General features: G+C 47.4%; 16 protein-coding genes. 3 read left to right on the top strand and 13 right to left on the bottom strand.

Annotation, left to right across the window (positions count from 1 at the left end; genetic code table 11):
• Positions 1–25: 25 nt before the first annotated feature.
• On the bottom strand, positions 26–958 hold the full coding sequence (locus tag L6I86_RS25875; protein WP_236291287.1) for a U32 family peptidase: 933 nt from the start codon (positions 956–958) through the stop codon (positions 26–28).
• 133 nt (positions 959–1,091) lie between these two features.
• On the opposite strand from L6I86_RS25875, the gene L6I86_RS25870 reads away from it, so the two are divergent.
• The 3 genes from L6I86_RS25870 (at position 1,092) to L6I86_RS25860 (ending at position 6,001) form a co-directional block, all read left to right on the top strand.
• Positions 1,092–1,886: a creatininase family protein gene (locus tag L6I86_RS25870; protein ID WP_236291286.1), complete on the top strand. Its 795-nt coding sequence runs from the start codon at positions 1,092–1,094 to the stop codon at positions 1,884–1,886.
• Between the two features lie 46 nt (positions 1,887–1,932).
• Positions 1,933–3,384 carry an aldehyde dehydrogenase family protein gene (locus L6I86_RS25865; protein ID WP_236291285.1) on the top strand — a complete coding sequence of 484 codons (1,452 nt, stop codon included), beginning with the start codon at positions 1,933–1,935 and terminating at the stop codon, positions 3,382–3,384.
• A gap of 160 nt (positions 3,385–3,544) precedes the next feature.
• Positions 3,545–6,001, top strand: a complete 2,457-nt coding sequence (locus tag L6I86_RS25860) for a hypothetical protein (RefSeq protein ID WP_236291284.1) — start codon at positions 3,545–3,547, stop codon at positions 5,999–6,001.
• A gap of 99 nt (positions 6,002–6,100) precedes the next feature.
• Here L6I86_RS25860 and L6I86_RS25855 read toward each other — a convergent pair whose 3' ends face one another.
• From L6I86_RS25855 to L6I86_RS25800, 12 genes are all read right to left on the bottom strand, one after another.
• Positions 6,101–8,548, bottom strand: a complete 2,448-nt coding sequence (locus L6I86_RS25855; RefSeq protein WP_236291283.1) for a hypothetical protein — start codon at positions 8,546–8,548, stop codon at positions 6,101–6,103.
• Positions 8,549–8,604: 56 nt separating this feature from the next.
• The gene (locus L6I86_RS25850) at positions 8,605–9,504 is read right to left on the bottom strand and encodes a Gfo/Idh/MocA family protein (protein WP_236291282.1); all 900 of its coding nucleotides are present in this window, start codon (positions 9,502–9,504) and stop codon (positions 8,605–8,607) included.
• Positions 9,480–10,769: a DegT/DnrJ/EryC1/StrS family aminotransferase gene (locus L6I86_RS25845; protein ID WP_236291281.1), complete on the bottom strand. Its 1,290-nt coding sequence runs from the start codon at positions 10,767–10,769 to the stop codon at positions 9,480–9,482. The genes L6I86_RS25850 and L6I86_RS25845 overlap by 25 nt, the downstream gene beginning before the upstream one ends.
• Before the next feature lie 19 nt (positions 10,770–10,788).
• Positions 10,789–11,817 (bottom strand): Gfo/Idh/MocA family protein, encoded by a 1,029-nt coding sequence (locus L6I86_RS25840; protein ID WP_236291280.1) that lies wholly within the window; start codon positions 11,815–11,817, stop codon positions 10,789–10,791.
• A 105-nt stretch (positions 11,818–11,922) separates the two neighbouring features.
• Entirely contained in the window at positions 11,923–13,101 is a 1,179-nt protein-coding gene (locus L6I86_RS25835) for an N-acetylglucosamine-6-phosphate deacetylase (RefSeq protein ID WP_236291279.1), read from the bottom strand.
• Between the two features lie 186 nt (positions 13,102–13,287).
• A complete protein-coding gene (locus L6I86_RS25830; RefSeq protein ID WP_236291278.1) occupies positions 13,288–14,889 on the bottom strand; it encodes an extracellular solute-binding protein in 1,602 nt (533 codons plus the stop codon).
• Positions 14,890–15,022: 133 nt separating this feature from the next.
• Positions 15,023–15,766 carry a creatininase family protein gene (locus L6I86_RS25825; RefSeq protein WP_236291277.1) on the bottom strand — a complete coding sequence of 248 codons (744 nt, stop codon included), beginning with the start codon at positions 15,764–15,766 and terminating at the stop codon, positions 15,023–15,025.
• Between the two features lie 4 nt (positions 15,767–15,770).
• A complete protein-coding gene (locus L6I86_RS25820) occupies positions 15,771–17,459 on the bottom strand; it encodes a polysaccharide deacetylase family protein (protein WP_236291276.1) in 1,689 nt (562 codons plus the stop codon).
• A 40-nt stretch (positions 17,460–17,499) separates the two neighbouring features.
• Positions 17,500–18,777 (bottom strand): DegT/DnrJ/EryC1/StrS family aminotransferase, encoded by a 1,278-nt coding sequence (locus L6I86_RS25815; protein ID WP_236291275.1) that lies wholly within the window; start codon positions 18,775–18,777, stop codon positions 17,500–17,502.
• A 39-nt stretch (positions 18,778–18,816) separates the two neighbouring features.
• A complete protein-coding gene (locus tag L6I86_RS25810; protein ID WP_236291274.1) occupies positions 18,817–19,812 on the bottom strand; it encodes a Gfo/Idh/MocA family protein in 996 nt (331 codons plus the stop codon).
• Positions 19,813–19,825: 13 nt separating this feature from the next.
• Positions 19,826–21,562, bottom strand: a complete 1,737-nt coding sequence (locus tag L6I86_RS25805; RefSeq protein ID WP_236291273.1) for a polysaccharide deacetylase family protein — start codon at positions 21,560–21,562, stop codon at positions 19,826–19,828.
• Between the two features lie 55 nt (positions 21,563–21,617).
• A complete protein-coding gene (locus L6I86_RS25800; RefSeq protein ID WP_236291272.1) occupies positions 21,618–25,319 on the bottom strand; it encodes a hypothetical protein in 3,702 nt (1,233 codons plus the stop codon).
• Between the last annotated feature and the right edge of the window lie 8 nt (positions 25,320–25,327).

Genomic DNA, 25,327 nt, shown 5'->3' with positions numbered 1-25,327 from the left:
GTTTACATATGAGACGAAGCTATCATTATCTGAGTTTCGGCACAGCTAAGCCAGCTGCTCCCGGCTTAGATATGATGGCATCAGGGTAATAGCGCTGTAAAATTTCCAACCCTAATGCAGCCCGTCGAACCTTCTCCTTACATTGGGCTATTGCCATTTGTTCAATGTGCATACCGCTTGGGTACACATTAGCCGCATTTCGTAGTCCGAATTTTACATAAACCGGTGAAACAACCCGGACAATTTCCGGAATTTCGTAAAAGCGAACAGCACCGCCAAAATCGTCCGGTGCCTCCACATAAATATCAATTGGCATATCGACAGCTTCACGGATTGCTCCTAAACGGGCTAATGTAAGTGACGTTGGTACATTATAGGTGTCTGCGCCGAGCGTCTCCATTTGCTTAATAGAAACAGGGTTTGCTGCTCCTAGTGAAACAGAGCCTTTTACGACCAATTCAGCTGGCAGTTGTCCCGCCTTCTTCATTTGACCAACAATGGCAAGAAGGCCTTCATCTGCAATAAGTACGCCCCTCAGTCCCAAACGACAGCCCCGCTTTATATCTTCGACGGCATAGATCAACTGATCCATCCCTTCATGTCGCAATGCTTGACCCTTACCTGCAGGGGTATGACTAGCTGCCGTAATGTCCCATGTAGTACGAGGTCCGACAAACAGACTGACCTCCACACCATCAGCTGCTGCAAGTTCGAGCATCTCGCGAATTTCAGAATCGGTGTGCATCATGATTCCGCTGCCTTGCGAAACGCGGTGAATGGTTACACCATATTCCTTGGCTGTTTCCAAAGTAGCCGCGAGAGCGTTAGGTCCTTCTACACTCGGAATTTCAAATCGAACTTGCGCTCCATCTGCAAAACGTTTGGATGAAGTCGGATGATGATGAGCATCCCCCGTTGGATAACCTAATTTCGCCAAAAACTCCCGCGTTTCTTTCATAACAGCACCCCCGAATTTATTGTAAATAGATCTGACAAATTAATTTAGTTCAGTATATTGAAACCCACTTCAAAAATGATGATAATCCAAGTATAATAGGAGTGAGTTCGGGTGTAAAGGAGGATTTTTCCAATTGTATACGTTTTCAGAACGACCAGGAAGCCTGCTTTTTCAAGAATTGAACCGAGATGAAATCGGGAGATGGGCTCCTGACGCAACTGTCATCTTACCTGTGGCTGCGATAGAACAACATGGACCGCATTTGCCCGTTTGGACTGACTCCCTTTTAGCAGAAAGCATTACCCTTCAAGCCGCAGCACTTGCTAATGAAGAGATTCCAATCTTGGTGTGCCCCGTCGTGACTTATGGTTCCTCTCACCATCATCTCATCTATCCAGGAGCGATGTCACTTTCCAATGATACGTTAATTGGCGTGTTGCGCGACCTGACTGATTCCTTGGTGAGCAGCGGCTTTCGCCGGATTTACTTGATCAATTCCCATGGCGGAAATGAAGAATGCGTACGACTTGCGGCCCGTGAACTAGCACTACGACACCCTGTTATAGCTGGAGCCGTCTCCTATTGGACAATCGCTTGGGACCAAATTGTACAGGAAGGGCAAGCTGGGCGTTTAGGAATCGTCCCTGGCCATGCCGGTGGTTTTGAAACTTCTTTACTTCTTGCATTACGTCCCGATTTGGTAAGAACCGAGTTGCTGCCATTACCGAACCTCCGCCCAATCCCTTCAACACCTAGAGATCCATCTACAGGCCCACTTATTCAACGCCACGGTAGCTGGGCAGAGATTGACGGCTACAGCGACGATGCGGGCTCCGCAAGCGCGGAAAGCGGGCAAAAACTTCTCGAAATCATATCCCGAACCCTTGCTGCTGAATTTGTTAGGTTCCATCAATTTAAGCTGAACTAAATTAATAATTAAAATGATTATCCACTACGAATAGGAGTTGGAATCGTTGAAAAATTATCATAATCTAATTGCTGGCCACTGGGTCGGAGCCCAATCCGGACGCCAGCGTCCGAATGTAAACCCTACGAAATCATCAGAGATTTTGGCTGAGTTTCCAGACAGCGATGTCCAAGATCTTCAGAATGCCACAACTGCTGCGGCAGCTGCTTTCCCCAAATGGCGCAGCATGAGTATCGTCGCTCGCGGTGAGATTCTATTTCGCGCAGCCGAGTTGCTCACAGCCCGTGCTGAAATCATTGGCAAAGATTTGGTTTTGGAAGAAGGAAAAACATTACCCGAAGCCATTGGAGAAACGATGCGGGCTGCAGCGATTCTCCGTTACTATGCGGGAGAAGCCCGTCAGGAAACCGGGGAAGTATACGGTGCATCCGATCCGAGTACACTCCTCTACACACGCCGTGATCCTATTGGCGTAGTCGGTGTCATAACACCATGGAACTTCCCTATCGCAATTCCTGCATGGAAAATCGCGCCCGCCCTCATTTACGGTAACAGTGTAGTCTGGAAACCGGCAGATTTAACTCCTTTGACAGCCTATCATCTGACGAGTGCTTTGGTTGATGCGGGGCTTCCAAAAGGCGTACTCAATGTCGTGTTTGGCCGTGGATCCGTTCTCGGACCCGCTCTTTCCACTGACAATCAAGTACGCGGAATTTCCTTCACTGGCTCCAATGGTGTTGGTCGCAGCATCGCTATTGCATGTGCCGAGCTTGGTAAGAAGTATCAGCTCGAAATGGGTGGAAAGAATGCCGCCGTCGTTTTAGCAGATGCCGACCTGGAGTTAGCCGTTGAAATGACGATCCGTGGAGCCATGCGTTCGACCGGACAAAAATGTACAGCTACCAGTCGAGTCATTGTCGAAGCTCCATTGCTGAACGCATTTACTGAAGCACTGGCCGAGCGTTGCCGAAAGCTTGCCGTGGGTAACCCTTTAGATTCACAAACCTACATGGGTCCGCTTGCTTCCCTTGATCAGCAGCGAACCGTATTGGACTACATCCAAATTGGAAAACAAGAAGGAGCTAGACTAGTCACAGGAGGAGAAGCTATCAGATCAGAAGGTTTTTTTGTAAAACCTACGGTATTCACTGATGTTGATCCTAACAGTCGTTTAGCTACTGAAGAGATCTTTGGACCTGTAGTCTCGGTCGTGCCTGCTGCTAATCTAAGTGATGCCATCTCTCTCGTAAATACAAGTCGGTTTGGCCTAAGTACAGCTGTTTTCACTCGTGATCTCGGTAAAGCCATGCGTTACGTCGATGAGATTGAATGCGGTATTGTGCATGTGAACTCCGAAACAGCCGGTGCAGAACCTCATGTCCCATTTGGTGGCATGAAGGAATCAAGCTCCAATTCACGTGAGCAAGGGAAGTCGGCTCGTGAGTTCTACACCCAAGTCAAGACCGTCTACTTCGACAGACCTCCCATAACAGAATAAGCAAAAAGTTCCGGCGATTCATGTTTCTACTCGTTCTTGCAACAGACGTCAGTTCCTAAATTCATCGTGTTTTGATGAAGGGATGTGATTTTCATGTGAATTTGGTCGGTTATGTCTATAAACTGCAACCCTAAATATGTAAAGGAGTGAGTTATAGCTAATGCCAAAATTAATCAAACCAATGTTCATGAGCTTCATGATTCTGTGCCTATTCCTAACGACTGCTCTTCTTCCGGCTTATGCAGAAGGTTCAGAATCGGCAATCAAGATAGGACTTAACCCCGGAACAATCGGATGCCCGCCCGATACAGAGCAACCGACTCTCAGCGCCGAGTACAAGAACCGAGTAGTTGATGCATTGACTACAACACAGGATGTTTACGGTCAACAGATTCTTGACAAGCCTGAGGGTCCCACTTTTGAGAACGTGAAGGACTTCTTTACACCTATTATGTACGCAATTGCCCCTGCTGCGCAGGGAGGTTTTTTGACGGATACGGGCGTCTATTACATCCCGTTCGGGCAGCCGCAACAGCTTACTGACCGCGGAGATTTGGCCTTGACTTCAGCCGATGGCAGTCAGATTATCTCGAATAAAGCCGATAACCTTAGTCTTAGCACTAAAATTTTTGTCGGTGCGGGTGGTCAAGAACAATTCGGCTCTTGTTTAACCAACTTAGGGACTCCTGAATTGTACAAAGGATATCTTCCGATCCTTGAGCTGCAATATCGCGATCATGACGGAATTGAGTATCAACAGGAGTCACTCGCGACCAACCTTCCAGATACCAACCTTGTAGCCAGCTATATAAAAATTACAGCCCAACGCGGCCTTGGAAAAACGGAACACAAGCCGATTAATATCAGATTCCAAGTATGTAGCAACTGTAATCTTCACCAAGAGGGGAATCAGCTAATCGACGATCAGGGTCGCACCTATTTGTATTTTAGCCCCGGTGCCACGTTCAGCAATTCTGATCTGGTCTACAACTTTGATAAACTAAATAATGGAATTGGTGATTCCGTCTACATCGTGCGGCCGGTCACCCCGATCGCCAATGCACCCACGGTCCAAGCGAATAAAAGCGGACAGGATCAGGCCCGGGTCGATTCTACGACATACTGGGAGAATAGGTTGTCGGAAGGAAATCTGTTCCAAGTCCCTGAAAGTACTATTATGGATGCCCAGCGTAACCTTTTGATTCAGGACCTGCTTATGAATTGGCGCTATAGCTTGGGAAATGCTTACGAGGCCTTTTATCAGCCGGAAAGCAGTACCACAATGGGGACACTTGGACGCTATGGATTCACCAACGTTTATAAACAAGCTCTGCAAGACTTATTGCCCAAATCCAAAGGCATCACCCGGCGCAACTGGGAAATTGGCGAGAAACTTTCTTATGCTTCTGACTATTACCGATTAACGGGAGACCCTTCTCTGATTATCGAAAATCTAGAGGCGTACAAAGCTTATGCCGTCGATCTGGCAACCCAACATGCTAACGATCCTAATCATTTGCTGGAACGTCAGCAATACTCCAGTGATGTTCCGAACAAAGTGTATGGACTGCACCAAATCGGGACGGCGCTCTTCGGTTTGCAAAATGTGGTTTCCGTATGGAGAGAACTGGGTCAAACAGATCTGGCCAACCAATATGGCCCAATTGCAGACGATCTGCGGGTCTGGTTTGATAAAGCCATAAAACAATCTAGCACTTTAATGGCGGATGGCAGCCTATTCACGAAGGCGATGCTGCTGGATAATGAAGATCCGTATGACCATCTGCCAGTAACTGTACTGGGCAGTTATTGGAATCTGGTTGCTCATTATGGATTTGCAGCTCAAGCATACGCTCCTGGTACTCCTGAGGCGAAAGCAACGCTCCGATATCTCTATAACCATGGTTCTCGTCTATTGGGGCTGCTAAAGGTTCGGGACGGCGCGATCAACACCGTTTACGAGGCTGAGCACATCAAGTTTTTGGCAGATAACGACCAACCCGATCAGATGGTTCTGAGCCTTTACAATCAACTGGCCCATGGCATGACAAGAAACACCTTTATTACCGGTGAAGCAGCTAACGTTGGCCCACTTGCCTCCAAATGGCCAAAGCAGTTCGGCATTTGTGCAAAAGACCCCTGCCCACCGCCTAGCTTTGATACCGGCTGGAAGCCAGGCGAGTATTACCGTGGGATGTACCTCTCGCCGAACACCGCTAACAACGGATTCTTCTTGCGGCTCTTACGGCTTATGCTGCTCAATGATGTGACCAACAACAAAGGAGAACCGCAAAGCTTGCAGCTAGCCTTTTCCACGCCGAGGGGCTGGCTTGAAAATGGGAAGAAAATTCAAATTAACAATGCCCCATCCCTATTCGGACCTATTAGCTATACCATTACGTCCAACATCAAGCATAATCAAGTTATGGCTGACCTTGATATACCTAGCACGAGACCTATCGGTAACCTCCAACTGCGACTACGTGTTCCTGCAGACAAGCAGCTCATCGGCGTCAAAGTGAACGGTCAACCTTACAACAAATTCAATGCTAGTACAGAGACGATTGATCTGACTGGACTTACGGGCAGTCTCTCTATACGTGCTGACTACCGTTAAACCGTTATAACTAACGAAAAGCCCTCGATACTTCCATCAGGAGGTATTCGAGGGCTTCTTTTGTTGTTTATCCAATCACTTCCCTCTTGTACGGTTTATTTAAAAGTTCAAAATTTCCGTTATGTTTGGCGCAAGCGCCATCATGTGCCGATGTCCGTCATCCGTATGTTGGAGTACAATCGATACGCTTTCCTCACCCCGATTCGTCACATAAAGGCGATTAGGCAGCAATGAAATCTCTATCATGGATGTACCCTCTTGCTCATCTCCCAAATTTTCCAGCGTCCATTCACAAAGTAGAAATCCGCTCGTAAACGCGTCCAAACTACCGCTCCAAAAGTATGAATGCCCTTCAATCCGATTAATCCCTTCGTATAAGGGCATTTTGTTTAGATTCAACTTACTTTCACTTTCGGCACGGACAATCAAAGCAGTCGCATTGAAATTCGCAAAGATGAGCTGCCTCTCACAACTGAGCAACACTATACCCTCTTTATCACAAGTAAAAAGGTGCGTGAGATTCGCGCTGGATTTCGTTTCTTCCTTGGTTCGATTTGGCAAGGTTACCACTATGAAAGGCACCAATTTACTCGGACCGTTGAACGTTCCTACATTGCGCCGGTTTAAAATAAGAAAATCCTCGACTCCCTTCCACTTCTTGTATTCATGCTGATTGATATAACGTATTCCTTGTGAACCAAACAGAACAAATCCGATATCATCATCCACCTGTACCCATTCTACAGGGGCAAAATCTGTAGTTCGATTCGGTTCACGTCCATAAAATCCTTCGTAAGAAACAGTTTGATTTGGGAAATATATCGTCTTATGTCCTTGGGCCAAGTCAGGCATTGCGCTGAATTGCTCATTACGGATTCCGATCATCCCCGTATTCATTTCAGCAATACTACAAGATTTCAACACCTGAATACATTCTACATAGACAGTTTTCCCATCCGGCAAAGATACGAAAGCCACATCCTGGCGAAGTTCTTCGACCCCCCGCATTAGCGAAGCCATGGCACCGAAACCATCCTCATAGTCACGAATGTTTTCCCTTTCGGTTTGCAGAACATAACGTTCGTTTGAGTGAATGGTCCGCTGTGAATTCACCTTAAACTCAACCGTACCCGTGTAACTAGCGGGTATTGGCGTAATGCTCCAACATCCTTTTGCAGGGATCGTAAGTCCCATCACACGGTTACGCCAACTGAAGCTGGAAAAGCTGTTACGCGTCCTGTGTATCACCGAGCAGCCATACGGATACACATAAACGCCTCTCAGCCTAGCATTCATTTCATCACCATCACTGGGTGCTGCACCAGCCCCTCCAAACAAATGAAGCAGGCAGGAAGCGACCAAATCCTTGGCGGATGTATGCTCCATATCTTTGGCCGTTTGATAACCGGAGATGATGCACTGCTCTCCATTTTCCTCTAGTAGACATCCCTGTTCATTACTATTCTGAATACCTTCGATAACGGTAAGAGCTCTTCGTTCTAACAAAGATGCATCACTGTCTCCATGTATCACATTCATAAACGCATGAGTAAATTGACGTTCGTGCTGCCTGTTATACCACCAATCCTGACCCTGGATAGGGACAGCCAAACCGTCAAACTGCGCCCACACTTTAATCGTTTTATTGTAGAGATGTTCGTTGTTATACAGCACTGTTTCCGATATGACCTCATCCCCAATTAAGGAAAATATGGCATGAATTCCTCGAAGATTAATGCCTGCACATAGATATCCTGGGTGAGCGAACCCGTGGTTTTCCGTTGTAAAGTCTGGGTGAAATGTAACGGTTTGTATCGACTTCGGTTCCCTAGCTCGATCGATTGGCGTCGTAATGGCGTTGAGTGACCAGGCTTCAAAGCCTTTCTTCCAACTATCCTGCCGAGGATGGTTAGGAAACAGCGCAAGCGCTGCGGCAATTCCGCCTGCCGTCCAAGCATTTTCCTCGGTCTGTGTGTCATGATATGCGCCATTTCTCGGGTCCTCTTCGCACCATCGGTCAGCATATTCGATAAGCACGTTTCGGACCAAACAGCGTGTTTCTTTATCTAGATCGTCCCATAACAGCCATGCTGATAAACCGAAGGAAGCAATGGTCACGCCGGTTTGGCTGGCGGGAAAAAACTTTTGCCCTCTCCCGCCCCATTTCGTCAAGCTGCAAAAACGGTTTCTCCCCTCAGCACGTACACAATCCTCCGGGCCTGTATCATGGGTGAAACCTAAATAGCGGATCGCTGCAATAGCTTTCCGCTTGACCTCAGCTCGAGGGATTCCAGTCATCATTTCCTCATAATTCGGATGCTTCGCAAGCAAAGCAAAGACGGATGCCGTATAGGCAGTTTCAAGCCCATACCAATAGGCACCGCCAAAAAAATGCCCGCACGAAGGACGCCAAGCCCAATCTGCAAACTGCTTGTTGGCAAAGGGAAGCCACTTTTGCAAAATGCGGCGTATTCGTGCGGACATTTCGTTCTCGGAAGCCTTGTGCCAAGCGATCGTTCGAATACGAATGCTCTCTTCGTTGGACATGAACGATTCTCCTATCTCAAGAGTAAAGGTTCCCTGCTAAATATTGAGGGGATGTTTCATAGCGCTACAGCCTTTCCACTAACTCGACTTTCGTTGACCGCTTCTATGAACCGAATAATTTCCAATGTCTCCTGTGGGTTAATGCGGGGCTCTCCTGTCCGAAACATATGCAGAATATCCTGCATTAAGTTAGCATACTTACGCAGCCCGTCAGCGGCCGTGTCCACGTACTCCGAGGCCTTGTCCCGGTGAATCCAAGTTCCATGTGTGCCATTGTGCAGATTCCCCCGCAAAGTTCCGATACGACCATCATGCCAGACAGCAGTAACTGTTTCATGACCCTTCCCTGAGAAGGCCGTGACAGAACGGCAGCCGGTTCCAAGTACCCGATACAGCACGTCAACAAGATGAATCCCATACCAATAATAGCCAGGCTGCGTAGGTGTGAACTCGATCGGACCATAGCAGTCAGCTCCAGTGATGTTACTGCTGTCATCTCTGTTCAGCGACGCGTTCAAAGCATCTGCATATCGGCGTACCGAGCCGCTCATCCATCGAACACCGAACTGCTCTGCGGTATGGGCAATGGTTTGGGCTTCCTTTAGACTGACTGCAAAAGGCTTATCAATAAAAACAGGCTTCCCAAAAGGAGCAATCTTGGCAAATTGCTCAGGATGCACTCGACCATCAACTGAGGTAATAAGTATCGCGTCACAGCTCGAGGCCACTTCTTCCGGAGATTCCGCAATATGAACCCCCAACCCATCTCGAAGCTCGATTGTGTATCCCTCCACGCGTGTTGCGCTCGCTTTAAAGTCTGGTGATCCACCGGGAAAAGCCGCAATGATGCGGCCCCCCGAAATGTGATTAGGATCATTCGAATCGTTCAAAATTTTGGAGAACACTTTACAATGAGAAGTGTCTAAGCCAATTAAGCCAAGCTTGAGTTCGGCCATGAGATTTCCTCCAAATTCAGACCTTTATACACTTTAACCACAGCTTTGATAATATCCTGCGTGTCCTCATCCGTCATAACCGGGCTCACGGGTAGGAGCGTAGTCCGCTGAAGCAAATCTTCCGCATGCGGGCACATTCCTTTGCTGTAGATAACTGGTTTTTGGAACGGATAGTTGAATGGAAAGTTATCTTTATCCGTTGTTCGCTGATGAAGAAAAAATGATTGCATGTAAATAGGCTCTCCTCCGTACATTTTGAAGCAGAAAATGTTCTCTGCGTTCATTGCTTTCACAAAAGAATCCGCAGCCGCTTTCGTAGCATGCTGCAGCGCAAAAACGCAGTCGACATCGCCTTGCAGATCAATCGACGGACGAATTCTAATGCCTGGCAATTGCGTATTCAAAGCTTCGCGAATAGTTTGGTGATGCTTACGCATAGCAGAGATGACCGTATCAAGCTTTTTCCATTGCTCGATCATGACGGCCCCGGTCATTTCATTCATCCGGTAGTTTTGACCGATGAACGAAAACTTAGGCGTAATTTGATGCTTTCCTTTATCTCGGAAATTACCTTGATCATGATATCGGGCTGCCCTTTCGAACAGTTCCGGCGAATTCGTGACCACTGCTCCGCCTTCACCAGCAGTGAGAATTTTTTGCATTTGAAAGCTATATACGCCGATATCCCCGATTGTGCCGCAGTACCGTCCCTTATAAGTACAGCCAAGTGATTGTGCGACGTCTTCAATAACCGGTAGATCGTACTTACGAGCAAATGCCATTACCCGATCCATGTCGCAAGCGCTGCCATTGATATGAACCGCAATGATTGCCTTTACTTCGTCATCCATGACTCTTTCCAAGTCGTCCACGTCCATATTTAGCGTGTCGTCCATATCCACAAATACCGGAACAGCATTCGCACACACGACTGCTCCTGCTGTTGCTGTGAAAGTGTTCGCTGGAACGATCACTTTATCCCCATAGCCAATACCAAGAGCCTTTAATGCAACAATGAGTGCCGCTGTACAAGACGAAACGCCAAGAACATAGGAAACATTCAACCGTTCAGCCATAAGCCGTTCAAACTCCTCAACTGCTCCCTGCAGATTCGGCCCATAATAACGGAACGGCGAGCCTGCGGTCACGACCTTAGCTACATGCTCCGTCTCTTCTTCCCCGTAAACCATTGCACCTCTCAACATCGGCGGCAGCGGTTTACTACGAACCGGTTCTCCACCATTAATAGCCATTTGTTCTTTCATACTATTCCTCCTTGACTGGTTATAAATCGAATGATATGGGTATTCCGCCCTGTTCCGATGAGCGGTGTATCAGCTCAATCAAGCGAACCGCTTCTCTCCCAGCTTCAGCTGTTACGGCTGGCTTTCGCTTTTGACTCACAGATTCGATAAAATCGATGATTTGCATTCTATGATAAGCGGAGTTCAGATTTCGGGGATCAGCACCGGCATTTCCACTTTTATTGTCATTCTCATAGTTTGGAAGAAGGATGCCAGGTACCGTCCAATGGGTGATCTCTTGACCTACGATTTTAATCGTTCCTTTTTCTCCGTAAACGTTAATGCTAGGTGGAAATCCAGGTATTGCAGAGGTTGTGCACATAAGGGTAGCAAATCCTCCGTTCTCCATGGTCAACATCGCAAGCCCCATGTCTTCGGATTCCATATGATGTGTTTGCGTCGCTGCTCGCCCAGCTACAGACCTCACCTTACCGGCAAGCCAGAGCAGCAGATCAATAGAATGGATACCTTGATTAAGAAGGGCCCCACCATCATTGGCTTTTGTACCGCGCCATGCCGCTTCATCATAGTAGGCCTGCGATCGGTAAAACGGCCGAGAAACCTCCACAAGCAGCAGATTGCCGATTTGGCCATCTTCAATCGTCTGCTTAAGCAGCTGATGATGCGGAAAGAATCGTGTCTGAGACACGACAGATAAAGTCAGTTGTTTCTCATTCGCTAAACGGATCATCGACGAAGCCTCATTAGCGGACATGGCAATTGGCTTCTCAACCAGCACATGTTTGCCCGCCTGTAGGGCTTCCGTACCGATGCGTCCATGACTGCCACTTCCTGTCGTAATACAGACGATATCAATATCCCGGTTCTCCAAAATCTCTTGGTAATCGGTTGTCCATCCGCAAGCATAGCGATCACTAGTCTCCCGTGCACGTTGCTCATTTCTACTGGCAACTGCGACAATCCTTGCGTGATCGATACCCCTTAAAGCTTCTAAATGAACGTCAGCAATAGAACCGCAGCCTATAAGCCCGATACCCCATTTTTTCATGTTAACTGCCACTTCTCATTAGGTTCAACATTATACAAAGCACCCTTTCCCTAAATTCATATTCAGATTAGTCAATTTAAGCGGCTTTGAACATGGTTTTTAGCGTTAAAACATGTCTTTTTGTGCTTCAATTGCATATCGGGAAATTCCCTGTTTATATGTCTCACAGATGGATATTCCTCCATCCCTCTCTTTTTTAAACAGCACAAGGTCAGCGGGACCTCCTACTTGTAACCCGCTCCTCGATGGCAAATTCATCAAAGTCGACGGACGAACAGAAGCCATTTCCCAGGCCTCTTGCAAAGAGCTCAGCTTCTTACGTGTCAGATGTGCAATCCCCCATGGAAGCATCTGTGCTGAACCGGCCAATAGCTGAGGTTCATCCGCTAAGTGCAGACGGCCTTCGTTTGTTTTCACAACATGAACGCGATTGTGAGAGAAGTATTTGCCAGGCGGCATCCCGCTGAGATGCACCGCATCACTCACGAGAATGGCACATTCCTGCTTCACCTGCATAACGACTTTAAGAAAAGATTCAGGCAAGTGGAACCCATCGGCAATTAAAGAAACCCAAAGTGAGTCTTGGGCCAGCTGTTCCCATAAGTAATTAGGGTGACGTGGAAGTGTTAAGTGGGCGCCGTTTCCGAAATGGGTTGCCATCCGGGCACCTGCTGAGACCGCATCCCGAATTTGCTCCGGAGATGCGGCAGTATGTCCGATTGCGACTATAATTCCGCTTTCTGAGCATCGACGAATGAAGTCCGTGGCGTTTGGCCACTCTGGGGACAAAGTAACAATCCTTATTCGTCCCCCTGACGCATCCTGCCAACGTTCGAAAGTATTCCAATTGGGCTGGCATACATATTCCAGTTTATGGGCTCCTCGAGGGCCATTCTCAGGTGATATGAACGGTCCCTCCAGATGAATGCCACCTACAGTAGTATGTGTTGAAGAATCTTCCTCACAAGCCTTAGCAATCGCAGTCATCGCTTCCCAAATGTTAGCATCCGAATTCGTCGTGATCGTTGGAAAAAATGTTGTAACTCCCTCTTTCCAAACCTCCCGAACAATTGAATGTACTCGCTCTGAATCTATTGGGAACACGTTTAAATCAATACCCATGCAGCCATTCATCTGCAAATCAACAAGCCCTGGTGCAATCAACCACTGGTCTTCGTATTCACTTTCATCAGGTACGGTACAGATGTCTGTAATGATGCCCTTATTCACAATAACCTTAATTGATTCACCGGTTTTATAATGCGTACCCATAATCTCTTGCATAGCGTTCTCCTCCTAAATAAACAGCCCGTTTATCGAGAGCATAAACGGGCTGTTACTAAGATTATTTTTTACCACAATAGAAATTATAAGTTTTCGGTTACCGAAAACGTCTTTCTATTTGGCGATAAAACCATATATAGGGATCTTTGGTCAGAGACCAAAGTCTCTCTGCTTAAACGCGGTCGCTCATCTTTGAATGGCTCCGATAGAGGTTTTCTCATAATAGCTTTTATACCATTTTGTTGCCTCTTGAATGACCTGTTCCCCGCCTTGCCTTTTCCAGTCCGTAACGAACTTGTCAAAGGCAGAATCGAGGGGTTCCCGATCTGTCAACACTTTTATGAACATGTCCATATATAATGAACCGTCTCGATATCCTAACTCAGGCTTTGCTTTCAGTAAGGCCGGGGTCGGCATATACATGGACTCATCTTTAAAGAAATTCATTTTCGTATAGTTGATCCCTTTCTGAGTCAAGTCGGCAAATTTACCGGCTTTAATGACTAGCGGAGACATCCTTGAATCACCTGCCGGGTTAATCATAACTTGGTAAAAGGCCCTTGTGCCTTTGTCCAGATTGACTTTCGAATTCGGATCCCAGTTTACAGTTCCATTCGTTACCTTATAATTGAGACCTTCAATCCCATAAGCAAAAAAATTATTTTTAGCTGGGTCACCGGAGTGGACCCAGTCAAAAAACTTAATGATATCCTCTGGGTGCGCAGCATTGGACGATACGGTATAGACGTTGTTTACACCTGTTCGTTCAGGAACCAAATTCACTTTCCCTTGCGCATTCATCGGGCCTGGCAGTACCCCCACACTGGCGTTCGGATCGGTGAACAAATAATCTTGACCTCCACTAGTCAGTACTTGCACTTGATGAAACCACATGCCCACTTTGCCTCGATGAATCAAGTCTCCCCAATCATTTTCCTTCATAGTGAACATGTCTCGGTTTACGTAGCCCTTATCGTAGAGCATTTTATAAAAACGAATCGCATCCTTCATTTCAGGTATAATTAGATTCGGTGCAAAGCGTCCGTCTCGAAATTGCCAGGCATCTGGATGGGCACCGAAATATCCGAAAAAGGCTTCGGAGAAAGCAAGTCCTTTACGCATGGCAAAAGGTACTTCATCGTTCGTGTTTCCATCGCCGTTCATATCGAGATTCTTAATTGCATCAAAGAACGCCAAATAGTCATCCATCGTTTTCGGTTCTTTCATGCCTAACTTGTCCAGCCAATCTTTGCGGTATAACAAAACAAGCATGTTCGGGAGCGCTGACATTTTGGGAATTCCGTAAATTTTTCCGTTTTTGCTTACACGCGGATCTTTCCATGCCTCAGGCGGAATATCCTTTTTCAAGTTTGGACCATATTTGTCAATGAGAGGACCAAGTTCTAGAAACACACCGTCGTCGACCGCGTTCGGATGACTCGGATTATCGATGCGGGACGACCACATAACTTCGGGAATATCACCTGAAGCAAATCGAATAGCAAGCTGTTTGTCATAAATGCTCGAGCTAACCATTTCAAATTTAACATTGTAGGGGGTACCGGTATATTGGCTGAAAAGCCTCGACATTTCCTTAAAATACTTATCGTCTTCTGTAATGTTCTGTGCGTATTGATTGCCGCCATCCTGCATGAGAATGGTGATATCGATCGGCTTTTTCGAAATCTTATTTTGTGTAAGTGCTGCATTATCCGTCCCTTGGCAAGATGTTAGCATGCTGCTCACGCTCGTTACTGTGATCAACAACATAAGAAGACGTTTATTCATGATCCCTTCGTTCCCCCTTCGAAGAAAGCGATCTTCATCTCCTCTTATACTAACGAATAAGTAATCATTTGGTAAACATATTTATTTGAATTTTCAGCCTTTTCCAAAAAGCGTATATTAGCTGGTATAAGTTTTAGTTCTTCAGTTTACGGATTCTTTCCTTTTCCCTCTCTATTTGTTGCAAATAACCTAAAGAGCATTCTACCATTAAGTCCATCATTTTCTCGCCCTTCTCGGCGCTAGCTGCCTCGGGATAACCCCAGTATCCATCCTCTGTCAATTCTGTCACGTCAAAATAATCCATGAAATCCTGAGGCACATTTGTTGGTGCAGATTGAGGTGCATAATCCTTGACATGTTCAGGACACAGATGCAAAATATGAGAGGTTTCTTTTTCCCCTCCGTGGATATCGAGCTTCGTATGTTCCATCACTTCATGCTGCCTTCCCTGCGCGACCGATGTATGGATAAGTATGACTTCCATCTCATCGGAGCGGTCTGTAAAGTCGCGATTAAGCTGCCGAATCGTTGGCTTTAGTATCCAGTTGCCACCATGTCCGTTAATGAGAAGAAGGCGTTTGAAGCCAGAGTATAGCAGGGATTCAGCAATATCTCTTATCACAAGCGCGAGTGTATCTGCCTTGAGATAAACGGTACCTTTGTCGGCCCGGTGCTCAATGGAAGAAGCAATACTAATAGGAGGGAGAAGGTAGGCATCTAATGTCAGGGCTAATCGCTCTGCCAGCTCCCCGGCAATAATAGTGTCTGTGCCATAAGGAAGATGACTTCCATGCTGTTCCAGTGCGCCAACTGGCAAAATCGCTGTATCACATTCGGCATTCTGAAAATCTTTTCGATTATTAAACATCGTTAGCATAGGTTCACCCTCTTTTCAGTTGTACGCACTTAATGCCATAACGTTCATTGTTAAGCTGATCTGCCCCTAGTACTTCTTCTGATAGAATGGGACGCCAAAAAACGGCCTTCTCAGCTCCATGATCTTTGTGCTCGGTTCTGATAAGCACATTCCCTTTTTCATCCAAACCGGTAATTCTCATTTGCCTTCGTTGTCGCTCCCAACTGTTAATTTGTCCCCCGGTCCAGAATGTGAATCCTCGTTCTCTTGCGATATGCACCGTTTGGAGCAAAGCCTCTCGAACCTCAGGAGAGCTGTGGATGCGTCCTTGATGGTACAAGAAATGCGCAACACCGCGAACCTTCTCCACCTCCTCTAAAAAGGGGACAATGACGCTTGCATCCGTAAACTGTGGAATATCCTGTGTCAAAAATCCGATTTCCAGCACATCATAAAGACGGTTGGCTTCATTCGACCAAGCCATCGGATAATACGGTTGGCAGGTTCCGAAAAGGAACCCAGCCGCTCCGGATTTGCTCGGTCCTCGCGTTTGATCCGATTCAATTCCGCATGCTTCACACCACTGGAATAGCTCACCCCAGCCTTCAAATCGGGTAAAATGGTTTTTATTGCTGATTACTTTCCCCTGCACCGTGTCTCGAAGCCACACGAATTGCCGGTTGAAGTCCGCTTGATCCCATCGACCACCCTCATTGATATTCGAATTGAAATGAAGGGCAAGCTCATGCCCCTCTCCCTCAATTCGCTCATAAAGCCATCCACTGTACCCAGGTTTCATCATGCACCAAGTGGAGTGAATACCCGCGCTTGCTAGTGTTTGCAGTGTAGTGACCGCGTCTTCGTCAAAATTTCGGTCGCTATCATGTGAAATCATGGCTACTCTATCTACACCTTCTGGCCAATAGTCGGAAAAAGGCACAGGTTTTTGTTTTTCAACCATTCGTCTGAGAATATGTGACACAACCGCTTCCCGCCATAAATCTGCGTACGGATGTGCGAAGTAAGCTACTCCCGTTTCTGTCATTTTTCTATCATACGCCCAGTTCAGCTCTAATCCGTCCTCCGCTTTAAGGAGACCATCGTTTAAGTTACCAGTCCCATCAGAAGCTGGTGTACCGTCTTCCAGAACGGGTCCTGTTCCCTGTTGCAAACCAACAATTGTACCCATCACATCGACGCTCCAACGTTCGATTGTTCCTAATCCGATTGTAAATTGTTGTAGCAGTGGCCCAGCAGAAATGCCAAGTGGGACATAGGCAATCGTACCCCATTCCTTGCATGCTGCTGCAGGCTCTTTCTGCTTCACCCAAGACGAGGCACTAAGAAACCGCAGCGGTCTCGTGTCACCCATCTCCTCCGGCAGATGAGCATAGCCTGCGGTAAGTGGTTCTGTTCCCGCAAAGCCTAGCTTACGTGCGAGCCCATTTAACCCGGCGAAGGTGACGACTATACCGCCACGCTCCGCATATCTCCAAATGGTATCATTGGCGGCTTCATGACTTGGCGCTGCAGCAATGAGGATGAGATCAAATTTGTTCTCCAGAATCTGGTGCAGGTCATCGATCCATTCGAACGGGATGCCTGCATGGGAAAGTACTTCGCCCGCATAAAGACCGAACGTATTGAGCCCGTAAGTCAATCGCTGCTCAATGGCTCGTTTGTCCCGCAGTATCCCGATTCTCGCTATGTTCATGCGTCATTCTTCCTCTCCGATACAGTTCAAACTCTTCTAATTAACCGTGAGCCTTTGCGCTTTGTTTGGCTTCCAGTGCCTTTAAGACCTTCACAGCCGCTATAGCGATTTCGTCTGCCTCTTCATCACTGAGTATCGGACTGATCAAGGTAATTGTTATTCTGCCCAGCAGGTCATCGCATTTTGGACACATGTCTTTTGTATATACGACCGGGTTCTTAAATGGATAATTATAAGGAAAATTGTCCTTCTCGGCGGTTCGTTGCTCGAAGAAACAAGGAATCATATAACAAGGTATCCCATCGTACATTGCATGAGTAGACACATTTTCGGCTTTCATCGCTGCAGCGTATTCTTGGGCCCGTTCCAGTGTAGAATGAACGATGCCAAGTACACAGCCCGTATCGCCGTCGTCATCTACGGCCGCTCGGAATTTCACATTCGGCATTTCAGCCGCAATGAACGAGCGAATTTTACGGTGATGCTTTCTCATCGTTCCGATCACGGTATTGAGCTTCTTCCACTGTTCGATCATGACTGCGCCTGTTAGCTCGCTCATCCGGTAATTTTGTCCGGACATGATGTATTGAGGTTCGATTTGGAAACGTTCTTTGTCCCGAAACATACCTTGATCGTGATACCGGACAGCACGTTCGAACAGGTCGGGGTTCGAAGTGATAACCGCTCCACCTTCACCTGCCGTCAACATTTTATTCATTTGAAAGCTAAACACGCCAATGTCTCCGATTGTGCCGCAAATACGTCCTTTGTAGGTACAGCCTTGGGATTGGGCTACGTCCTCAATCACATAGATGTTGCGCTTTTTAGCAAACGCCATTATTTTATCCATGTCACATGGACTGCCGTTGATGTGTACCACGATGATCGCTTTGACTTCGTCATCATAAACTCGTTCTAGATCGTCTGGATTCAAATTGAGCGTTTCATCCATATCTACATATACGGGCACCGCGTTACTGCTAACGACAGCTCCTGCCGTAGCAATAAACGTATTTGCCGGTACAATCACCTTATCGCCGTAGCCGATTCCAAGAGCTTTCATAGCAACTATCAAGCCGGCTGTACAGGAGGAGACGCCAAGCACATACGGAATATTCAAGTCCCGTGCAATCATGTCTTCCAAAGCTTTTACCGCATACTGCATATCCGGTCCATAGTAACGGAACGGTGATTGGGCAGCCAGCACCTTAGAGATTGAATCGATTTCCTCTTCACCGATCAGCATCGAGCCTCTGAAAGGTGGAGGCAGCGGTTTGCTCCTAACCGGCTTTCCTCCGTCGATCGCTAACTTTTCCATATTCAGTTCCTCCTTTAACTTTATATATCAAAGTGGTTGTTACATACGAATTAACTTTGTACTTGCTTGGTCAATCTTCAATACGGCCGCATTCGCGCGATACACATCCTCCGCTGTCAAACGGTGCGGTTTGCCTGCAATTTGGTTCAAGAAATCTGCCGCCAGTGTGGCTGGAGGGGTCGTAATCTCCCAACGCGTCGTCTTATTATGATGATCGGTAAAAGCAACGAATGGTCCCGGTTGTCCAAGCGGGTCTCCGGCCGTTCGGATTTCAGCTCTGCCTTTCGTACCTGAAACGAAGATGCGGCCGTCTCCCCAAGATTCGAACGCTTCCGGCATCAACCAATCTGATTTCATCGTCGCGGTTATATGGTCCTCCAGAAGAACGTTAACAACAGCGTTCTCAAAAAGACTAGGATACTCTGGAAGCCTATTCTTAATCAACATGCTATTGTGCCCAACGATTTCCTTGCCCGTAAACCACCACAGCATATCGACGTCGTGAATCATTAGATCGATGATTAGACCTCCATTCAGCTGCTTATCGAAAAACCATGAAGGTCTTGTAGCCGGATGGAGTTTATGCGGCTTCAAGAAAGTAAAATCCTCGATTTCACCTAGCAACCCTTCATCGATCATTGATTTAAGCGTAAATTGGGCTGGAGCAAAGCGAGCGGTCAGCATCATCCCTAGTTTGATTCGCTTCCGGTCGATCACCTGGCGGAGCCTGGTTAAACCGTTCTGGTCGATGACAACCGGTTTATCCGTCATGACGTGGATCTCGTGTTTCTCAGCCCATTCGATCACGTCGATTTTGCTAACGTTGGGTCCGGCACTGCCTATGATTCCTACACCCTGCTCTAGAAGTTCATCCATGGACTTGAACAGCGGAACTCCATAAGAGACCGCATACTGACCTGGAATATGATAATCACTTTGGTCAAATATTCCTGCAAACTGATGCCCATCTTTGATCATTTCTTCGATAAATGATTTGATATGATAGTGCTGACAACCGACAATAGCAAATTTCATGTTTGTTCAACTCCTATTTCGATTTGCTCCTCGACATTCGTTTGCACGTAATTCCGAATTTCATTTCAACGATGTCTTCTGGGCATGCCTGTTCATTCTCGCGTAACGGCCGCCAGAAAACAGCCTGAGCTGCATGGTCAGCAGTGGCTAGTATGACGGAATCGTCTTCAGACACGCCAATAATCCGAATGGCTCTTCGTGCTCGTTCCCACTCGTTGATCTGACTGCCGGTCCAGAAAGTAAAGCCCCGCTCTCGCGCTTCCTTGACGACTTGTCGAAACGCTTCCCGCACTTCTGGAAACCTTTGAATACGCCCCTGGTGGAACAGAAAATGTGCGACTCCCCTAACATCGCTTACCTGCTCCAAGAAAGGTACGATAACACCCGTATCAGTAAATTGAGGAAGGTCTTGTGTAAGGAAACCAACTTCCAGAACATTGTACATTCGATTCCGTTCATCCGACCAGGCAATCGGGAAATAAGGATGACACGTTCCGAACAAGAAGCCGGCATTCCCTTTCTTGCTCGGCCCCCGTGTCTGATCCGATTCGATGCCGCTAGCTTCACACCACTGAAACAGCTCTCCCCAACCCTCGACGAGGGTCATATGATTTTTATTGGTGACCGCCTTTTGTACAACGTTATCCTGCAACCATTTGGCTTGCCGCTTGAAGTCCCCTTCCGTCCAACTTCCGCCTTCGTTCACGTTTGAGTTGAAATGGAGCGCAAGCTCATGTCCGGCTTCCTTTATCCGTGGATAGACCCATGCGCTATAGCCTGGCTTCATCATGCACCATGTCGAGTGGATCCTGTGTTCCGCGAGAATTTCCAAAGTCGCAATGGCGTCTTCGTCCCAATTGCGATCACTGTCATGGGATAGCATGGCTATCTTTGTTATTCCTTCAGGCCAATAGTCGACAAATGGCAATATGCGACCTTTTTGCGCCATTCTCCGCAAAATGTGGGAAACGATGGCCTCTCGCCATAAATCAGCATAAGGATGTGCGAAATAGGGAGTCCCTTGTTCCGTTAGTACGCGGTCATGCGTCCAATCCAACTCTACACGGTCGTCTGCCTTCCAAAGACCTTCATCGACAGGTGCGCTGCCGTCAGGAGCGGGAACACCGTCGTCGAAGACAGGTGCTGTACCTTGCTGCAGACCGACGATTGTGCCTAGTAGATCGACACCCCAACGTTCGATTGAGCCCGAGCCGACCTGAAATTGCTGTAATACCGGTCCAATCTTCATTCCCTTCGGCTCGCAGGCGATCGAGCCCCATTCCATACTTCCGTGATGCGATCCTTTCGTCTCACGGACACCGGGTCCCCAATCGCCCCCTTCCGCATGCTTTTGGGGTTGCACCCAAGGAACAGCGCCGAGAAATCGGAGCGGTCGGGTATCCCCGAGGCTCTCTGGCAATTCGGCGTACCCTGTCGGGAGCGGGACTGATTTCATATAGCCGAGCCGCTTCGCCAATGGGTTGATCCCCGCATAACTAACTACGATCCCGCCACGCTCCGCGTAAGCCCAAATCGATTGAGATGTCACTTCATCATTTGGAGCTGCTGCTACGATAATCAAATCATAGAATCTTTCCATCATATGATGTACGTTGTCCAACCATTCAAACGGAATGCCAACGTGGGAGAGAACTTCTCCAATGTACCGTTCGAACACGTTTAAACCGTATTTCAACCGTTGTTCCTCTATGCGTCGATCCAGTAAAATTCCGACTCTAGCGATGTTCATATGCGGTTCCCTCCATAGCAATGCTCCTGCCTTCCGATGTTCCCGATAACTCGCTCTAGCTTAAGTCAAGGCGAAGTACATTAGAAAGCGCGAATGAATCCCCGAGCTTCACGTCCATGTGCACCTTTTTACCACGGTATTCGATGACCTGTTTATTTCCCAATCCAAGCCGCTTATGCGGAGATGGCCAACCTTCTTCCAATTTAATAAGCGACATGTCTGAGCGAAATTTCAGTAAATCTCCAACAATCTGCGGATCATACAGGTAGTAAGCAGATGGTTTCAAGTAATCCGCTGAGTCAATTAGCGCTGCCTGCCCTAGAAATGCTTGTTCCAAGCTATCGTTTACTCGGTCTAGCTTAACTCCGATGGTACGGGTTTCTGCATCGACTTCAGTTACAAGCCCTCGATACGTAGAAATGCCTGCCTTCCATTCACCCTCCGCAGTTCGTATTTGTGAATAACGGACAGCTTCAAGTTGAATAAGCTGGTTATCCCGATAGCGCAGCACCAATGCCTTAGCATCCGTTTCAAAGATGCGACCTTGGGAATCACAGTAACGTACCTTCTCCCCTTCCGTATAAGAACTGAGCACAATATCGCGATGCTTACCGTCCCCATACCGAATTTCCATGCCAGTCGACATAGGGTGACAAGGGGCTGAGTCCATGTCCGGCTCTAGTGGACGAACAGATTGCAAGAACGACGTTCCCTCAAAGGGCTCCAACACGCTTATAAAGCCTGTTGAATGAGTGGCAGCGTCCAATTTGTCTTCATCCCGCCATAAAACAAAGGGTTCCCAATGGGATTTCCGCATTTCCTCCCCGCCCTTTTCTCCAAGGCACAGGATGAGTTCGCGCTGCTCTCCTTTTGGAACCGTATGGATTTTCAAGGATGCAGCACCATATGGAAAAGTCCATGAGATGGGTCTGTTCACTTTAGCCTTGCGCAAAGCTTTCATCCAACCGTAGCCAGGCTTGCTGTATAAAGGAACATTCGAACCTGCCAGTGTGCCTTCCATTGGCAGCCAGTCTGATTCTTCAATGCCTTCGAATAGCACGGATTCGGACTTACAGTCCATTCCTACCGTGTTATAATCGAACGTATTCCCGCCAGATAATCCATTAAAATCAACAATATAAGCGTTCTCTTGATCAGGAGCTTGCACGATCCAACACCAACGTTCGTAAAGCGTTCCTGGGTAAGCCATTGTATTATCAAGTCCCGCCATTTGAAGTATGTCACCCTCGTAGTGGCTTTTTTGACGTGAATAGGAAGGCACCTGATCCTTACCATCGACTACTACAACTGTACAAGCCGCTGAATGAGTTTCCCATGCCTCATATTTGGGACTGAGCCAAGTGAACGGATATCTGCCGGCTGAGGTTTGCAGATGATACCCGTAGCCCCCGATCCAAAGTCCCAGCTTATCGCCATGACGATGTCCTGCGGACGGCTGTCCGTATAACATCACATGCTTGCAATTGTGAGCATTCGTCCCAACACGGAACATACTCGTTTCAGAGTCTTGTAGCAGGAAAGAAGGTTGAAGCTGATCGGCATTCACCTCATACTGCTGGTACTCCTCCCATTCGGCTGCCGTTGCGAGCAGTAAAAACGAGTGCTTATTGTTCGTCTCTCGAACGCTCCTGAGCCGATAGGCGGTTAACTCCTCCTGATCATATCGGGATAGAAGCCCGCCTATGACCGAACGAAGCGATGGCGAACGGCGGTAAATAATTTCATAGGACGGTGTATAAGCGATTTTGCCTTTCCGACGATCTTCGGATATCGGCTCTACATTATCCGCGAGAGTGTCGCCAAACATGGGGATCAGGCTTCCCGAACGAAGCTTCGCAAACAGTCCGATCACCTGCTTCAGACTGAAATCTGAGTCTTCAAACAGATCGATTCCGATAGGAAAATGCTCTTCATCCGTAAACCTGTAGTTATTGTTCGCCATCATTGACACTTGCTCGCAAATGGCTGCAATATAGCCCAATGAATCGTAAATATAACGGCCATCTCGGAAAAAGTTATTACGAAACTTCGATTCCAAGCTATATTTTCCACCATATAAAATATGACGCATTAACTTGCCGCTTCCCATATACGAGGCGATAAGCAGTTGTAAATAAATCCAACGCAGAGACCAGTCGGCATCGCGAGTCTTCTCAATTTCGCAACTATATAAAATGTAAGGAATCATTTCGTGTACTGCGGTGTTCACATGGAATGGAACCTTTCTCGTCTTATTTTCTGCATCGGGTTTGGCTGCAAAAAAGCGTTCTAAATCTGGACGAAACACTTCCCCTGCTTCATAAAGCAGGTCTGCTGCTTCAAAGAAGTTAGAAAGCCAGTGGGACTCCGTCGTTGTCGGCTCCGATATTTGCACCGTATCGTAGTACCCCGATCCATAGTTTCCGTTCATATACGGAACCAACTCGGCAATTCGCCCAATTAAAAGTAGCGCTTTGAAGGCATATTTCGTTTCGCCAGTCAGCAGATAAGCATAAGCCAAGTTATTGATAGCACCCGCGTTTTGCATGCCGGTTGTCTCTTCACAGACATTTTTATCCTCCAACACGGAGCAATACGGATTTCCCATCAACATGGAAAGGATAAATAGACGGTACGAGGCCGTAAACATATACCGTACGCCTGGATTTGGAAATCCTTCTGGCGCCAGAAATCCTTGGCCGTCGTCATCCATTACGATCTCTTCGCCCGTTGTTGGGTTGTGCAGCTTCATCCCGTTATACCACCATGTTTGGGTAGCAGGGTTATAATATTGATAAGGCCGCTCTAGACAAAGCTGATAAGCAGTCCGTTTGCCGCCTGCGAGAGGATCCCCGAAATATTGGCCAACTGATAGCGCTCTAGGGTTACCTACGGGTACCAACTCGAACAGCTCATCATCACTTTTGGCAGCCCAGTAATCTGCAATTTGAAGGATCTCTTCTTTCACTCGTCCGCCCCAAAGTGTCGTGTTTGCAGACTTTCGAGCTTGGTCGACGTCGTCTCTAGATAATCTAGCCGTAAAGCCCTTACGTTTCTCCGTTACATAGCCGTATATTTCCTGAGGAATCTTCCACTTCTCCCATCGAGTAAAAAAGAACGTGCTTTCCGATTGAACCTGGTGCTTTCTTGTCTCGATCTCCTCTTCTTTCAGCCCTCGGGTCAGCAGCAAATCACCCATCCCTAAACCCATCGTCGGCCTATCACCTGGAATACCCGACCATGTAATCAGCGTGGTTTCATCTCCGCTTTTTAGCGTGCGAACCGCATTAAACCCAAGGATTCGCTGTTCTGATGACTCGATACGCAAGAGACGGAGCGGCATTCGTAACGTTAGGTTTGCGAACCCTTTCGAAGTCGAAATTGAATATTCAATGTCGGGAGGAATCTCCAGTTGTTCAATTTCATAGAGGAATTCCTCATACATAACGCTGCCATCCTGTTTAAACTTTATCGAAAATGCCCCATGGCGTTTCCTGCGCGTATGGCCAAAATCGAAAGAAAGCACGACTTCGCCGTCGGCTTCGGGAGGGACAGACTCATAACGCAAATTCAGACAGAATTTATCTAATTCCGTATACGCACGGAACTCAATAGCGTGATCTGAGTCCTTTAGTTTATCAATCTTCGCACGGAAGCCCAGATCGGCAACCTTAAACTTCTCCGATCGGGGAGCTTCGAAGAAGCTGTTGCGTTCATGTACCAAATAAATAGGATAAGCGTTGACCGTTGTTGTCATGATCGATC

This window comes from Paenibacillus allorhizoplanae, assembly GCF_927798215.1.
Classification (GTDB): domain Bacteria; phylum Bacillota; class Bacilli; order Paenibacillales; family NBRC-103111; genus Paenibacillus_E; species Paenibacillus_E allorhizoplanae.
Note: the sequence above shows the minus strand (reverse complement) of the source record. Positions and strands in the feature narration are given on the sequence as shown.